Source organism: Pseudomonas sp. SMV71, assembly GCF_052042015.1.
Taxonomy (GTDB): domain Bacteria; phylum Pseudomonadota; class Gammaproteobacteria; order Pseudomonadales; family Pseudomonadaceae; genus Aquipseudomonas.
In genome coordinates, this window is the sequence record NZ_JBKGGU010000012.1 from 55,884 (window position 1) to 71,505 (window position 15,622).

15 protein-coding genes are annotated in these 15,622 nt (G+C 61.2%); 5 read left to right on the top strand and 10 right to left on the bottom strand.

Annotated elements, in window-relative coordinates:
• Nucleotides 1–84: 84 nt before the first annotated feature.
• The 6 genes from ssuB to ACLEJQ_RS14215 all read right to left on the bottom strand — a co-directional run bounded on the left by ssuB (nt 85) and on the right by ACLEJQ_RS14215 (nt 5,446).
• Nucleotides 85–891 carry an aliphatic sulfonates ABC transporter ATP-binding protein gene (ssuB, locus tag ACLEJQ_RS14190; RefSeq protein WP_440795948.1) on the bottom strand — a complete coding sequence of 269 codons (807 nt, stop codon included), beginning with the start codon at nt 889–891 and terminating at the stop codon, nt 85–87.
• A complete protein-coding gene (ssuC, locus tag ACLEJQ_RS14195; protein ID WP_440795950.1) occupies nt 888–1,670 on the bottom strand; it encodes an aliphatic sulfonate ABC transporter permease SsuC in 783 nt (260 codons plus the stop codon). Before ssuC ends, ssuB begins: the two co-directional genes overlap by 4 nt.
• Nucleotides 1,671–1,677: 7 nt before the next feature.
• Entirely contained in the window at nt 1,678–2,826 is a 1,149-nt protein-coding gene (gene ssuD / locus ACLEJQ_RS14200; protein WP_440795952.1) for an FMNH2-dependent alkanesulfonate monooxygenase, read from the bottom strand.
• Between the two features lie 25 nt (nt 2,827–2,851).
• Complete coding sequence (locus ACLEJQ_RS14205) at nt 2,852–3,817, bottom strand: sulfonate ABC transporter substrate-binding protein (protein WP_440795954.1); 966 nt, start codon at nt 3,815–3,817, stop codon at nt 2,852–2,854.
• Between the two features lie 90 nt (nt 3,818–3,907).
• A complete protein-coding gene (ssuE, locus tag ACLEJQ_RS14210; protein ID WP_440795956.1) occupies nt 3,908–4,501 on the bottom strand; it encodes an NADPH-dependent FMN reductase in 594 nt (197 codons plus the stop codon).
• Between the two features lie 306 nt (nt 4,502–4,807).
• Nucleotides 4,808–5,446, bottom strand: coding sequence for a peroxiredoxin (locus ACLEJQ_RS14215; protein ID WP_440795958.1), 639 nt, complete (start codon nt 5,444–5,446; stop codon nt 4,808–4,810).
• A gap of 343 nt (nt 5,447–5,789) precedes the next feature.
• Here ACLEJQ_RS14215 and mntA point away from each other — a divergent pair, with 343 nt between their 5' ends.
• Entirely contained in the window at nt 5,790–6,185 is a 396-nt protein-coding gene (mntA, locus tag ACLEJQ_RS14220; RefSeq protein ID WP_440795960.1) for a type VII toxin-antitoxin system MntA family adenylyltransferase antitoxin, read from the top strand.
• Complete coding sequence (gene hepT / locus ACLEJQ_RS14225; RefSeq protein WP_440795962.1) at nt 6,175–6,603, top strand: type VII toxin-antitoxin system HepT family RNase toxin; 429 nt, start codon at nt 6,175–6,177, stop codon at nt 6,601–6,603. The genes mntA and hepT overlap by 11 nt, the downstream gene beginning before the upstream one ends.
• 63 nt (nt 6,604–6,666) lie before the next feature.
• On the opposite strand, the gene ACLEJQ_RS14230 is transcribed toward hepT, so the two are convergent.
• From ACLEJQ_RS14230 to argE, 3 genes are all read right to left on the bottom strand, one after another.
• The gene (locus ACLEJQ_RS14230) at nt 6,667–7,986 is read right to left on the bottom strand and encodes an OprD family porin (RefSeq protein WP_440795964.1); all 1,320 of its coding nucleotides are present in this window, start codon (nt 7,984–7,986) and stop codon (nt 6,667–6,669) included.
• A 470-nt stretch (nt 7,987–8,456) separates the two neighbouring features.
• Nucleotides 8,457–9,755 carry an amino-acid N-acetyltransferase gene (gene argA, locus ACLEJQ_RS14235; protein WP_440795966.1) on the bottom strand — a complete coding sequence of 433 codons (1,299 nt, stop codon included), beginning with the start codon at nt 9,753–9,755 and terminating at the stop codon, nt 8,457–8,459.
• A 132-nt stretch (nt 9,756–9,887) separates the two neighbouring features.
• Nucleotides 9,888–11,045, bottom strand: coding sequence for an acetylornithine deacetylase (gene argE, locus ACLEJQ_RS14240; protein ID WP_440795968.1), 1,158 nt, complete (start codon nt 11,043–11,045; stop codon nt 9,888–9,890).
• Nucleotides 11,046–11,203: 158 nt separating this feature from the next.
• Between argE and ACLEJQ_RS14245 the strand changes: the two genes are divergently transcribed.
• The gene (locus ACLEJQ_RS14245) at nt 11,204–12,571 is read left to right on the top strand and encodes a CYTH domain-containing protein (protein ID WP_440795970.1); all 1,368 of its coding nucleotides are present in this window, start codon (nt 11,204–11,206) and stop codon (nt 12,569–12,571) included.
• A gap of 124 nt (nt 12,572–12,695) precedes the next feature.
• Here ACLEJQ_RS14245 and ACLEJQ_RS14250 read toward each other — a convergent pair whose 3' ends face one another.
• Nucleotides 12,696–13,166 carry an Lrp/AsnC family transcriptional regulator gene (locus ACLEJQ_RS14250; RefSeq protein WP_440795972.1) on the bottom strand — a complete coding sequence of 157 codons (471 nt, stop codon included), beginning with the start codon at nt 13,164–13,166 and terminating at the stop codon, nt 12,696–12,698.
• Between the two features lie 126 nt (nt 13,167–13,292).
• Here ACLEJQ_RS14250 and ACLEJQ_RS14255 point away from each other — a divergent pair, with 126 nt between their 5' ends.
• Both ACLEJQ_RS14255 and ACLEJQ_RS14260 read left to right on the top strand, forming a co-directional pair.
• On the top strand, nt 13,293–13,631 hold the full coding sequence (locus ACLEJQ_RS14255) for a hypothetical protein (protein ID WP_440795974.1): 339 nt from the start codon (nt 13,293–13,295) through the stop codon (nt 13,629–13,631).
• Between the two features lie 144 nt (nt 13,632–13,775).
• Nucleotides 13,776–15,560 (top strand): GspE/PulE family protein, encoded by a 1,785-nt coding sequence (locus tag ACLEJQ_RS14260; protein WP_440795976.1) that lies wholly within the window; start codon nt 13,776–13,778, stop codon nt 15,558–15,560.
• The last annotated feature ends 62 nt before the right edge of the window (nt 15,561–15,622 follow it).

Below are 15,622 nucleotides of genomic sequence, written 5' to 3' on the forward strand. Positions count from 1 at the left end.
ATGAGCTGCAAGTGGCGAGCTACAAGCTGCAAGTAAAAGCGCTCGGCCTCACTTGCGGCTTGAGGCCTGAAGCTTGCAGCCGCTTCATTGCGCCCAACGCAGCTGCGTGGGCAGGGGTGAAACGGGTTCGGGTTCCGGGAGTTGGCCGGGCAAGGACAACACGCGGTTGAGGACTTCGGTTTCCAGCGCCGCCAGCCGATGAGAGCCACGGGCCCGGGGGCGTGGCAGGTCGATGGCCAGGTCAAGGCCGATCTGGCCGTCTTCGATCAGGATCACCCGGTCGGCAATCGCCACTGCTTCGCTGACGTCGTGGGTCACCAGCAGCACGGTGAAGCCATGTTGCTGCCAAAGGTTTTCGATCAACTGTTGCATCTCGATCCGGGTCAGCGCGTCGAGCGCTCCCAATGGTTCGTCGAGCAACAGCAGGCGCGGCTGATGGATCAAGGCGCGGGCCAGGGCCACCCGTTGTTTCTGCCCGCCGGACAGCGCCGCCGGCCATTCCTCGGCGCGGTCGGCCAGGCCTACGGCTTCCAGTGCCTGTAGCGCTTGCGGCCGCCAGTTGCCCTTGAGCCCGAGACCGACGTTGTCGATGATTTTTTTCCAGGGCAGCAAGCGCGCTTCCTGGAACATCAGTCGAGTGTCCTGCTGTGCAGCGCTCAGCGGCGCCGAGCCGGCCAGTAGCTGGCCGTCAGACGGCTGATCCAGGCCGGCCAGCAGGCGCAGCAAGGTACTTTTGCCACAGCCGCTGCGGCCGACCACCGCCACGAATTGCCCGGCGGGGATGTGCAGGTCAATGTCGCGCAACACCTGGCGCGAGCCGAAGGTCTTTTGCAACTTGCGCACCGCCAGAGGGATGCCGCGCAGCAGACGCGGAGGTTGTTGCGCAGTCATGCGACACCTCCCTTGTTGACCTGGTACGCCGGGTGCCAGCGCAGCCACACTCGCTCAAGTCCTCGGGCGGCAAGGTCGGCCAGCTTGCCGAGCACCGCGTACAGCAGAATCGCCAGCACCACCACGTCGGTTTGCAGGAACTCCCGGGCATTCATCGCCAGGTAGCCGATGCCGGAGCTGGCGGAAATGGTTTCCGCCACAATCAGCGTCAGCCACATGAAGCCCAGGGCAAACCGCACGCCCACCAGGATCGAAGGCAAGGCACCCGGCAGGATCACCTGCCAGAACAGGCTGAAACCGGACAAGCCGTAGCTACGGGACATCTCCACCAATGCCGGATCGACGTTGCGGATCCCGTGGTAGGTATTGAGGTAGATCGGAAACAGCGTGCCCAGGGCCACCAGGAAAATCTTCGCCGACTCATCGATGCCGAACCACAGGATCACCAGCGGGATCAGCGCCAGGTGCGGTACGTTCCTGACCATTTGCACTGAACTGTCCAGCAGCCGCTCGCCCCATTTCGACAAGCCAGTGATGAAGCCCAGGGTCAGGCCGATACCGCCACCGATCAGGAACCCGACCGCCGCGCGCCAGCCGCTGATGGCCAGGTGTGTCCAGATCTCGCCGCTGCGTACCAGATTGACCCCGGCCTCGATCACCGCCACCGGTGCCGGCAGGATCCGTGTGGACAGCCAGCCGGCCGAGACCGACAGCTGCCACACCGCCAGCAACAGCAGCGGCACCGCCCAGGGCGCCAGGTTGTGGATAACTTTCTTCATGGCCGCCTCAGCTCTGGGATGCGGCTTTGGGAAGGATATCGTTGGCGACCATTTCACCGAACGGGCTCACGTAACCACCGCTCTTCGGCAATTGCGGGCGTTCGACGTCCAGGTGCGGGAACAGCAACTCCGCCACGCGGTAGGATTCTTCCAGATGTGGATAACCCGAGAAGATGAACGTATCGATGCCCAGCTCGGCATATTCCTTGACCCGCGCCGCCACGGTAGGACCATCGCCCACCAGCGCTGTGCCGGCACCGCCACGCACCAGGCCGACGCCGGCCCAGAGATTGGGGCTGACCTCCAGCTTGTCGCGACGACCGCCGTGTAGCGCGGCCATGCGTTGCTGCCCCACCGAATCGAAGCGCGCCAAAGAAGCCTGCGCGCGGGCGATGGTGTCGTCGTCCAGATGGGAGATCAGCCGGTTCGCGGCTTGCCAGGCTTCGGCATTGGTTTCCCGTACGATCACATGCAGGCGGATGCCGAAGCGCACGGTACGGCCCAGCTTCGCGGCCTTGGCTCGGACCTGAGCGATTTTTTCCGCAACGGCCTCGGGCGGCTCGCCCCAGGTCAGGACCATTTCCACCTGCTCGGCCGCCAGGTCCTGGGCCGCTTCGGAAGAACCGCCGAAATACAGCGGTGGGCGCGGCTGCTGGATCGGTGGATAGAGCAACTTGGCGCCCTTCACGCTGATGTGCTCGCCGTCGTAATCCACGGTCTCGCCTTCCAGCACCCGGCGCCAGATGCGGGTGAATTCCACCGAAGCCTGGTAGCGCTGCTCGTGGTCGAGGAACAGGCCATCGCCCGCCAGCTCATCCGGGTCGCCGCCGGTGACCAGATTGAATAACGCCCGCCCGCCGGACAACCGGTCCAGCGTCGCAGCCTGGCGCGCCGCCACCGTCGGGGAAATGATTCCGGGGCGAAGGGCAACCAGGAATTTCAGGCGCTGGGTGACCGGAATCAGCGAAGCGGCCACCAGCCAGGAGTCCTCGCAAGAGCGCCCGGTGGGGATCAGCACACCGCCGAAACCCAACCGATCCGCCGCCTGGGCAATCTGTTGCAAGTAGCCGTGGTCGACGGCGCGAGCGCCTTCGGCGGTGCCAAGGTAATGGCCGTCGCCGTGGGTAGGCAGGAACCAGAAAATATTGAGGCTCATGGAGTGGTCTCCTGAAGGGATCGAATTACTGCGCGTTCGCAACCGCCGCTGGCGGCGTCCAGATCACGTCCTTGATGCTCAAGGGCTTGGGAATCAATTTGAGCTGATAGAAGCTGTCGGCGATTTTCTGCTGCGCCGCCGCCACGTCCGGGCTGAGGAACAGCGCCCCGTAGCCTTGGCGCTTGACCGAGGTCAGGGTGATGTCGGCGGGCAGGCCGAGCAGTGGCGACACCTGTCTGGTCACGTCTTCGGGGTTGGCCTTGGACCACTCGCCGACTGCGCGCACTTCGTCCACCAAGGCGGTAATGACCTGTGGATGCTTTTGCGCATAGGGCTTGGTGGCGAGGTAGAACTGATGGTTGTCGACGATGCCTTTGCCATCACGCAGGGTGCGGGCCTGCAATTGTTGTTCGGCGGCGGCCTGGTACGGGTCCCAGATCACCCAGGCGTCGACACTGCCGCGCTCGAATGCGGCGCGGGCATCGGCCGGCGGCAGGAAGACCGTCTGGATGTCGGAATATTCGAGGCCGGCGTCTTCCAGCGCTCGCACCAACAGGTAATGGACGTTGGAACCCTTGTTGAGCGCGACTTTCTTGCCCTTGAGGTCTTGTACCGACTGGATCGGCGAGCCCTTGGGCACCAGGATCGCCTCGCTGTCGGGCGCCGGAGGCTCGTAGGCGACGTAAAGCAAGTCGGCGCCGGCCGCCTGGGCAAACACCGGCGGGGTTTCACCGGTCACGCCGAAGTCGATCGAGCCGACGTTCAGGCCTTCCAGCAATTGCGGACCGCCGGGAAACTCGGTCCATTGCACGTCCACGCCTTGGGCCGCGAGGCGTTTTTCCAGAGTGCCCTTGGCCTTGAGTAGCACCAGGGTGCCGTATTTCTGATAACCGATCCGCAAGGTCTCGGCTTGAGCCTGGATCGTGGCGCCGAAGGACACAGCCGCAGTAAACAGAGCGACCAGCCCGCGACGCAAAATGACAGTGCGCATGGCGCCTCTCCTTTTTGCTGTGGGGTTTTGGCTGCACCTGCTTGGCCGTTGGCGGCTGAGTAAGGTGAGTTGAAACTGGGGTTACAACATTCAGATGCTCCAGCGAGCACTCAACAAACGTTCATTCAAAACGCGGGGGTCCAAGGGCCGGGGCCGGCGGGCCATGGCGCTGAAAAACTGTTCCAGCGCCTCATCCAGGCGCTTCTGCAAGGCCGGCGTCAATTGCGCCTGGGCGCTGCCTTCGCCATAAGCGATCTGGTTGTCCTCGGCGAAGATCCCATGAAGCATCTCCTGCGCCTTGAGCGCCGACAGCACGGGCTTGAGGGCGTAATCCACCGCCAGCATGTGGGCGATGCTGCCGCCGGTAGCCATGGGCAGCACGACTTTGTGGCTCAGGGCGCGTTCGGGCAGCAGGTCCAGCACGGTCTTCAGCGCACCGGAAAACGAGGCCTTGTACACCGGCGTTGCGATCAGCAGACCGTCGGCGTTCTCGATCTGCTGGAGCAGGTCGATGATCTTCGGGCTGTCGAAACGCGCATGCAGCAGGTCTTCAGCCGGAAAATCGCGCACCTGATAACTCACCACTTCCACACCTTGCTGCTGCAACCAGCGTTGCGAACGCTCCAGCAGCACCCCGGAACGGGATCGCTGGCTGGGACTGCCACCGAGTGAGACGACCAACATGCCAACCATTCCTTAAATGTCACGTGCGATTCGCGGTGGGCGATCTCGCTGTATGGAGCCAACCATAACAGCCGACTTATATATCTTTAAATCATATTTATTCATTTGGTTATTCGATACAGAGATATGCCGTCAACTTTCCTGAGCGCAAAAAAAGGCCGTCGAAACGGCCGAAAACCCTTGTGCACAGAAAAGACCAACCTGTGGGAGCGAGCTTGCTCGCGATGGCGTTGGATCTGCAGCGTCGATGTCGACTGTTTCACCGCCATCGCGAGCAAGCTCGCTCCCGCAGGTTCAGGTTTTGTATTAACGATTCGGTTGCGGTGTCAGGCGCAGATAGGGCTTCACCGCCCGATAGCCTTTGGGGAAGCGCCGCTTGATCTCTTCTTCATCCTTGAGCGAGGGCACGATCACTACTTCGTCACCGTCCTGCCAGTTGGCCGGGGTGGCGACTTTGTGGTTGTCGGTCAGTTGCAAGGAATCGATCACCCGCAGGATCTCGTTGAAATTGCGGCCCGTACTGGCCGGGTAGGTGATGGTCAGGCGGACCCTCTTGTTCGGGTCGATCACGAACAGCGAGCGCACGGTCAAGGTATCGCTGGCATTTGGATGGATCAGGTCGTACAGGTCCGACACCTTGCGATCGGCATCGGCCAGGATCGGGAAATTGACCACGGTGTTCTGGGTCTCGTTGATGTCCTCGATCCACTTGTGATGGGAATCCACCGGATCCACCGAGAGGGCAATCGCCTTGACGCCGCGCCTGGCGAACTCATCCTTGAGCTTGGCGGTGAATCCCAGTTCGGTGGTGCACACCGGCGTGAAGTCCGCCGGATGAGAGAACAGCACGCCCCAGCTATCGCCGAGCCATTCGTGGAAACGGATTTTGCCGACACTGGAATCCTGTTCGAAATCAGGGGCGATGTCGCCGAGTCTGAGGCTCATGGTGCGGCTCCTTGTGAGGTGTTGTGGAACCTGACTGTGCCTCGGTTCTGGTCCTTTTAAAAAGAATAAATATTGATCTGGCTAGAACTATTAAGAATATAAAAAACTGTTCACTGGCGCTGACCTATCTAATGGGCCGAAGATCCGCGACGAGGTTCGAGAAGGCCTCGAGTTGCTGAAAAGAGGAGTCGTTTCGAGAAAGGCTACAGGGGTGGGCCTGACTCGAAAACGTAAAGCCCCGCCAGGCATGTTGCCGGGCGGGGCTTTTTTTCGTTTCAACATTTCCTGACATGCCTATCAAATTGTTGACCCGATGCCGGAACGAGCGGCTAGGATAGGCGGCATGGACATTCAAGCGTTGTTGATTCATCTGCAGGATCAATTACCCGACTTGTTGGCGGTGTATCTGTTTGGCAGCCATGCGCAAGGAACCGCAGGCCCCGATAGCGATGTCGATATGGCCGTGCTCGTATCCGGCGAAATAGACCCGATGCGGTTATGGCAGATTGCAGGAGATATGGCGGATATAGCCAACGTTCCGGTGGATCTGATCGATCTGCGTGCGACAACCACCGTGATGCAGTACCAGATCGTGACTCGAGGCCAGCGATTGTGGGCCAGGGACGTACAGGCCGGGTTATACGAGAGTTTCATCCTCAGCGAAAAAACCGCCTTCGACGCAGCACGAGCAGGCTTGCTCAAGGATATTCAGGAAAAAGGCTCCGTGTATGGCCGATGATGTACTGATCAACAAAGCAGCGAGTATTGAACGCTGCGTCGCCAGGGTGAGGGAGGAGTACGAGAAGAACCCTGCCACCTTCGCCACGGACCTCACCCGCCAGGATTCGGCGGTTCTAAATATCCAGCGGGCCTGTGAAGCGGCGCTGGACATGGGGCAACATCTGATTCGACGCGAACGCCTGGGCGTCCCGCAAAGTGCCCGGGACGTGTTCGAGTTGCTTTATCAAGCTGGCTGGATCGCCGAAGACCTGGTGAAAAACCTGAAGAATATAGTGGGTTTCAGAAATATCGCTGTGCATGACTACCAAGCACTGCAACTGCCCATCCTGATCGCCATCATTACCCGGCACCTGGGCGATTTCCTGGCGTTCAGCGCGTGCATACTGCGTAAGGACTCGACAGAGACCGCCGTCTGACACCGAAAACCTAAAAGCCCCGCCGGGCATGTCGCCGGGCGGGGCTTTTTTGGGTTCTACGCCTTACATAAAGTTGTAGGTGTAGTTGAAGATCAGACGGGTCTGATCCTGGCTTTCGCCTGCACCGCTGCTACGATAGGTACCCTGACGAAGGGTGGTACCGAAGCCTTTCAATGCGCCTTGCTGGATTACGTAATCCACACGCATGTCGCGTTCCCACTCGGAGTAATCGCTGCCACCCGCGGTGGCGGATTTGACGTCGTCACCACGCAGGTAGGCAACCGAGGCTTTCAGGCCTGGTACGCCCAAGGAAGCGAAGTCGTAGGAGTATTGACCGAAGGTGGTGTTTTCACCGGCACGGACAAACCCGTTGATCATGCTGTCGGTGAACAGGTAGAAGCTCGCGCCACCGGCACCTTCTGGGCGTCCGTTGCCGTTAACGACGTTGCCTTGGTTCAGGTATACGAAGCCGCCGTCATCACCGACTTGCTGGTGACCCAGCAGGAAGGCGCTGCCGCCGAGGGTATAAGTGAACATGGCGCTCCAGGTCTTGTTATCGACCTCGCCCGGGGTCTTGGCATAGCCATTGTTGTTGTTGAACCGGTATCCCGCATCGCCGTTACGACCATCCGAACTGCTGTCGAAGTAACGCAGGTCGGTCTTGAAGGATTGGCCTTCGCTGATCGGGAAAACGTGTACGGCGCCCAGGAAGTGCTGTTTGTAATAGTCTTGCAGGTTGGCGTAGTAATACTGCAGGGTCAGGTCTTTGGTGACTTTCCAGTCAGCACCGGCAAAACGGAACTGGTTGCTGTCCTCGGTACCGCCTGCCACTGCCAGACCGGTGCTGTTGCTCGAAGCACGACCAGTGGCATGTTCCAACTGACCGGCGTTGAAGGTCACATTGTCGATTTCCTTGGAGGTGATGGTGCCACCTTCAAAGGTCTGTGGCAGCAGACGGCTGTCGTTGGCCACCAGGATCGGCAGGTTAGGCTGCAGTGCGCCACCCAGGTGAGCCTCGGTCTTGGAGAAAAGCGCCTTCACGTTACCCGACAAACGGCTCCAATCATGGACTGCCGAACCATCGGTGTCGCTTGGCATGTAGGAGCCATTATTGCGCCCCCTCCCACCATCGAGACGAATGCCAACCAACGCCTGAGCGTCGATACCGAAACCAACGACGCCTTGGGTGAAGCCCGACTTGTAGTCGAACTTGAGGCCGGTGCCCGTTTCGCGCAGGTCTTCGGCGCCGTCGTGGTTATCGTTATTGAAATACAGCGTGCGGGAACTGACAGACGCCTTGCTGTCTTCGATGAAACCGGCGGCGCCTGCCTGCTGCGCCAATACCCCAACGGCCACAGCCAGGGCCAAGGTGGACTTGTTCATGCTTCGCTCCTCTCGTTTTCTAATTCTTGTGTTTCTTTGGTTCCGGGTCGAATGCCCTGAATCCGCGGATGCGCGATTAGCGCCAGACTGTGACTGGCAAGTCAATCGTAACCATTTGTGATTACGACCATGGTCTAACCCCGCGATACCGGCCGGAAGAATAATGGATTCTTTATAATTCCAAAAAGAATTGTTTCCATAGTTTTCAGATTATTTTGAAATATAGCTGCCATCAAAGCATCGTCAAACTGAGATATGGATATCGGCCAGGCCGCGGATTGCTGAACGGTCCTTTCGTCGGCAGTTTTTCAGCCCGAGGAACGCTCTATCTCATGGGCTGCGGCGGGGCTCGGCGCTCACGCTTGCGGAGCGCAGTTGCTGCTGGCTGCAATCTTCAGGCTTCGTCCACCGACAATTCATTGTCTGAAGTCAAAAAGAGCAGCCAGGCGCACGGCTACGGGGAATGAAAGCTACAACGGCTTCTCGAAGATCTTCGAGTTGCGCTGGTAGTTATAGAGCGAGGCCCGCGCCGCCGGCAGCCGGTCGACGCTGCTGGGCTCGAAGCCTCGCTCACGGAACCAGTGGGCAGTGCGGGTGGTGAGTACAAACAAGGTCTTGAGTCCCTGGGCGCGGGCACGGGTCTCGATCCGCTCAAGCAATTCATCGCCCCGGCCACCGTGGCGGTATTCCGGGTTCACCGCCAGGCACGCCAGCTCGCCGGCATCCGAATCGGCGATCTGGTACAACGCCGCGCAGGCGATGATCATGCCTTCGCGCTCCACCACGCTGAACTGTTCGATCTCACGCTCCAGCACTTCCCTGGAGCGACGCACCAGGATCCCCTGCTCCTCCAGCGGGCTGATCAGGTCCAGCAAGCCACCGACATCTTCGATGGCCGCCTCGCGAACGACTTCGAACTGTTCCTGGGCTACCAGCGTGCCGCTGCCGTCGCGCGTGAACAGCTCGGCCAGCAGGGCACCGTCCTCGGCATAGCTGACGATATGACTGCGGGCCACACCACCACGGCAAGCCTGGGCCGCGGCGTCCAGCAGCTCGGCCTGATAGTCGCTGCCCAGGCGCTGGATGTGGGCTGGAACCTGCTGCGGACGCAATTCGCGCACCAGCCGGCCGTCTTCGCCGATTAACCCCTGCTCGGCGCCGAACAGCAGCAACTTGTCGGCCGCCAGGTCGATGGCCGCCCGGGTGGCGACGTCTTCGCAGGCCAGATTGAAAATCTCACCGGTGGGCGAATAGCCCAGAGGCGACAGCAGCACGATGGAACGCTCGTCCAGCAGGCGGTTGATGCCCTTGCGATCGACCCGACGCACCTCTCCGGTGTGGTGGTAATCCACGCCCTCCAGCACGCCGATGGGCCGTGCGGTGACCAGATTGCCGCTGGCTACCCGCAACCGCGAGCCCTGCATGGGCGAAGACGCCATGTCCATCGACAGGCGCGCCTCGATGGCGATGCGCAGTTGACCAACCGCGTCGATCACACACTCAAGCGTCGCCGCATCGGTGATGCGCATGCCGTGATGGTAATGAGGGGTCAGGCCTCGCGCGGCCAGGCGGGCCTCGATCTGCGGGCGTGAACCATGGACCAGCACCAGCCGTACGCCGAGGCTGTGCAACAGCACCAGGTCATGGACGATGTTGCCGAAATTGGGATGCTCCACCCCATCGCCGGGGAGCATGACGATGAAGGTGCAGTCGCGGTGGGCATTGATGTAGGGCGAAGCGTGACGAAGCCAATTGACGTATTCGGGCATGAACCTGAGCCTGTAATAAATAACAGCCGAAAAAAGACGGAACAGAACGCACAGCGGGCTGGTGGTTATCGTCGGAACAGGCTTGGCGACACGCGCGCTCTCCTCATGAATACGGGCCCGCGAGGGGGCGATTTAGTCAGCCGTGGCCGGCGTCAGGCAATAATGTCCGATCAGTTGCCGCAACAACTGCACGGTAGGTTGTATACGTGACATTTCGAGGTACTCACCCGGTTGGTGGGCACAAGCGATATCACCGGGGCCGAGCACCAGGGTTTCGCAGCCAAGGCGCTGAAGATAAGGCGCTTCGGTGCCAAACGCCACTGCTTCGGCACGGTAGCCGGTCAGTCGTTCGGCCACGCGCACCAGCTCGCAGTCCTCGGGCTGCTCGAACGGCGGCGCTTCAGGGAACAGCGGCGCATAGTCGATCCTGACCTTATGACGCTCGGCGATGGGGTCGAGCTTTTGCTGGATGGCCGCTCGCAGCATCTGCGGGTCCATGCCGGGCAAGGGTCGCAGGTCGAATTCCATGGAGCACTGGCCGCAGATCCGGTTGGGGTTGTCGCCGCCATGGATACAGCCGAAGTTCAGGGTCGGCTGTGGCACCGTGAACTGGGGATTGCGGAATTCCCGCTGCCATTGCAGACGCAGGCCGCGCAATTCGCCCATGGCGTCGTGCATGGCTTCGAGGGCGCTGTGACCCAGGCTTGGATCGGATGAATGGCCGCTGCGCCCGAGGATGTCGATGCGCTCCATCATCACGCCTTTGTGCAGGCGGATCGGTCGCAGGCCGGTCGGCTCACCGATGATCGCTGCGCGCCCCAATGGCCGTCCGGCATCGGCCAGCGCCCGGGCGCCGGCCATGGAGCTTTCTTCGTCGCAGGTGGCGAGAATCAACAAAGGTTGCTTGAACGGTTGCTCCAGCAGAGGCCTGAGCGCTTCGATGGCCAGGGCAAAGAAGCCTTTCATGTCACAGCTGCCGAGACCCACCCAGCGATTCTCGACCTCGGTGAGCTTCAGCGGATCGGTCTGCCACAGCCCACCGTCGAACGGGACCGTATCGCTGTGGCCGGCCAGCACCAGCCCTCCGGGACCGCTGCCGTACGTTGCCAGCAGATTGAACTTGCCGGGGCTGACCTGCTGGATATCGCAGAGGAAACCGAGGTCCCCGAGCCAGGCTGCCAGCAGTTCGATCACGGCACGGTTGGACTGGTCCAGCGCCGGCTGGGTACAACTGACCGAAGGCGTGGCGATCAGCGCAGCGAACTGATCTTTCATGGACGGCAAAGGCATCGCTGACTCCGGGCTTACGATTTGGCGTTCATCATAGAACCATCCGGCGCAAGGAAGAAACCGTCGCGGCACGTAGGACGAATGACTCCTGTACACTGCACGACCTTGGCAGCCACACCCTTCCCGGCTGCGCACCCCGATCCCTGGATTTTCCGGCCATGCAGAAAGAAACCGAAATCAAACTCCGCGTCAGCCGCGAGACCCTGGCAGCCCTGCGCGAGCACCCGCTACTGAAAAAACGCAACAAAAGTGGCTGGGAACGCCACGAATTGATGAACCAGTACTTCGACACGCCGGAGCGTGACCTGGCCCGAGCCAAGGTCGCCCTGCGCCTACGTCGCGACGGTGAGGAGGTGATCCAGACCCTCAAGACCCGCGGCCAGAGCATTGCCGGCCTGTCCGAGCGCAACGAATACGACTGGCACCTGCCCAAGGCCAGGCTCGACCTGAAGAAACTCGACGGCGAATGCTGGCCCGAGGTCCTGGCGGACCTGGACAAGAAAACCCTCAAGGCTATCTTCACCACTGACTTCGTTCGCGAACGCGCGGAAATCGCCTGGGGCCGGGGCAAAAGCAAGGTGGTCATCGAAGCCGCACTCGACCTGGGCCATGTGGTGGTCGGCAAGCAGAAGGAAGAGATCTGCGAGCTCGAACTGGAACTGCGCGAAGGCGATCCCGCCGCCCTGCTGGAACTGGCCGCCGAACTGGCCGAGACCCTGCCCCTGATGCCTTGCGACATCAGCAAGGCCGAGCGCGGCTATCGTCTGCATGACGCGGCCAGCTATGCCCTGAGCCTGCCGGCGCCGCAACTGGTCGCTGAAATGCCGCTGGACGATGCCTTCGCCGCGCTGAGCTGGCACCTGCTGGGCAGCAGCCAGCGTCTGGCCGAGCAATACCGCTTCAACGGCCATTGGCGCCTTTTGCAGGACTGGGTGGAGAACCTCGTCGAACTGCGCGCCCTGCTCAGCAGCCTCGGCCAGGCCGCCCCGCGCCAATCGACCCATGACTTGCGCATTGCCCTGGATGCATTGCTGGAAGACTGGCGCCCGCTCGTCCAGGCCGGCCTGGACGATGAGGACGTGCGCAAGGCGGCACCGGAGCAGTTCCTCGAAGAGCTGCAGGATCCACGCTGGGGCCTGTTCTCCCTCAATACCTCGCGCTGGCTGCTGGCCCGCAGTTGGGCCGTCGAGCGCAACACCCGTGGCAACCGCCAGGGCGCGGCGCAACTGGGCAGTTGGCTGCCGCGCCTGCTGTGCGAGGAAGCAACCTCCCTGCAATTGCAACGCTACCAGCAGCAGCCGGAAGACCTCGCCGAGCAATTGCCGCGTATCGAACGCATCCAGGTCTGGCTGCACCACGCCCGCCAGGTGCTGGACGTCCCGGAAATGGACCGTCTCTATGGCGAGCTGAACAAACTGGCGCAACTGGCCAACGCACCGATTACCGACGAAGCCCTGGACGCGCGCAAACACCAGGCGATTGCGGTGTATCAGAATCGGGCTTGGAAGACTTTGTTGCGCCTGTAATACCGCCATCGCGAGCAGGGCTCGCTCCCACAGGGTTTGGACGGTGTCGCGACTACTGCGACTCACCCGGAACAACCTGTGGGAGCGCCTGCTCGCGATGAGGCCCACAGACCCTCCACCGAAATCAGCGCATTACCGGCAGACTCGTCGTGGACTTGATCTCCGAAAGCGCCACGATGGAATTCACTTCCTGGATTCCCGGCACCATCGACAGCTTTTCGAAAAAGAAACGCTCATACGCCTCGATGTCCGCTGTGACGATGCGCAGCAGGAAGTCCACCGCTCCCATCAACACGTAGCACTCCAGCACTTCGGGAAAGCCGCGGATCGCCTCGGTGAACTCGGTGAAATTCGAACGACCGTGGGCGTTGAGTTTGATTTCGGCGAAGATCTGCGTGTCAAGGCCGATCTTCTTGCGATCCAGCAGCGTCACCTGGCTGCGGATAATCCCCTCTTCCTTCATCCGCTGGATCCGGCGCCAGCACGGCGACTGGGACAAGCCCACCCGCTCGGCGATCTGGGCACTGGACAGCGAGGCGTCCTCTTGAAGCAGCGCCAGTATCCTACGGTCGTAACTGTCCAGCTCGCTCTGCATAAAAAAGTCCGCTATCAAGATATTGTCGAATTATTCCATTCGTATAATTCCTAACAGCGGGAATATTAGACAGAAAAAACCGCTTCACCCATGTAAATATTTCTCCCGAAACCCAGGAGAAAATCCATGCCTTCATTCGAAGCTGTCACGGCGGCCCCGGCCCGTGCCGATGCCTGGCACCCCAGCCACCCCCACTGCCACGTGCAGTACCGCCTGCTGGCGGAAACCGAACCGGACCTGTTGTGTCGGGCGTTGAACCTGTTTGCCCTACAGGGCCTGATCCCACAGCGGCTTCACGTCGAGCGCCAGGACGATTTGCTGTCCATGGATATCGTGGTGGGCGGACTGAGCTGGCACCGTGCCCAAGTGCTCGCTGAAAAATTACGTAACCTGATCAGCGTGTTTTCGGTGGAGCTGCAAGAGGCTGATATCGCGCGGGCAGCGCCGGTCCTGGCGGTGGGTTGAGCGGTCGCAGGCAAGAATTCGTAACGCATTGGTCGGGTAGTGGCCCAACGGTCTACGGTGTCGGGACTATGCTTTTGCAGACCGAGCGATGACGCCGAGGCGTCTGAATCGCGGCTTTGCTGCAACTGTCCAATAGGAACCCAAATGTCCACCAAACACGCCACTCAGGACCGCTGGCTGGACCTCAACGATCTGCTCCGCCAACTGGTCGCCCAAGGCATCATCGACCAGGATGCGGCTGAAACCGCGCTGAACGCCCGTCGGCGCCATAGCGCCAACAGCCAGTTGCATCCACTGGAATTCATCGCCAACCAGCATCTGGACGATCTCAGCCGACCCGGCAAACGCCTGGACCTGGAAAGCCTGACGCTGTGGCTGTCCCAGCAGGCCGGCCAGCCCTACATGCGCATCGACCCGCTGAAGATCAACGTCGCGGCCGTGACCCCGCTGATGTCCTACGCCTTTGCCCAACGCCACAAAATCCTCGCGGTAGCGGTCGATCGTGATTCGGTCACCGTTGCCAGTGCCCAGCCCTATGTCAGCAGCTGGGAAGCCGACCTGACCCACGTGCTCAAGCTGCCGGTCAACCGGGTGGTCGCCAACCCGGTGGACATCCAGCGCCTGAGCGTGGAGTTCTACCGCCTGGCCAAATCGGTCAGCGGTGCCACCACGGTCGACCAGCAGCCGAGCAACCTGAGCAATTTCGAACAATTGCTCAACCTCGGCGCCAGCGACCAGGAGCCCGACGCCAACGATGCGCACATCGTCAATATCGTCGATTGGCTGTTCCAGTACGCTTTCCAGCAACGGGCCAGCGATATCCACATCGAGCCGCGCCGCGAGCAGGGCACCGTGCGGTTTCGCATCGACGGCGTGCTGCACACGGTCTACCAGTTCCCGCCGCAAGTCACGATGGCGATCATCAGTCGTCTGAAGAACCTCGGACGGATGAACGTCGCGGAGAAGCGCAAGCCTCAGGATGGCCGGGTCAAGACCAAGACCCCGGAGGGCGGTGAAGTGGAATTGCGCCTGTCGACATTGCCCACGGCGTTCGGCGAAAAGATGGTCATGCGGATCTTCGACCCGGAAGTTTTACTCAAGGATTTCGACCAGCTCGGCTTCTCCGCCGACGACCTGCGCCGCTGGCAGGACATGACGCGCCAGCCCAACGGCATCGTGCTGGTGACCGGGCCCACCGGTTCGGGCAAGACCACCACCCTCTACACCACCCTGAAGAAACTGGCGACGCCGGAGGTCAACCTCTGCACCATCGAGGACCCGATTGAAATGGTCGAGGCGTCCTTCAACCAGATGCAGGTCCAGCACAACATCGACCTGAACTTCGCCGCCGGCGTGCGGGCACTGATGCGGCAAGACCCGGACATCATCATGATCGGCGAGATCCGTGACCTGGAGACCGCTGAAATGGCGATCCAGGCAGCACTGACCGGGCACCTGGTGCTCTCCACGCTGCACACCAACGATGCACCGAGCGCCATCAGCCGCCTGCTGGAGCTTGGCGTGCCCCATTACCTGATCAAGGCCACGGTACTGGGCATCATGGCTCAGCGCCTGGTGCGCACGCTGTGTCCCCACTGCAAGAGCCCGCTGACACTGGAGGAAGACGACTGGCAGACCCTGACCCGCCCGTGGCAGGCGCCTTTGCCGAGCAATGCCCAACAGGCGGTCGGTTGCCTGGAATGTCGCGACACCGGTTACCGTGGCCGTGCCGGGGTCTATGAAATCCTGCAACTGACCGACAGCGTCAAGGCGCTGATCCATCCGGATACCGACCTGCTGGCAGTGCGGCGCCAGGCGTTCAAGGAAGGCATGCGCAGCCTGCGGCTGTCCGGCGCGCAGAAGGTCGCCGCCGGGCTCACGACGGTTGAAGAGGTGCTACGGGTAACGCCCCAGAGCGAGCAGAGGTAAAAATTGCTCCCACCCGACAACGGATGGAAAGGTCCTTGTAAACAAACCGGAGAGAACCCAAG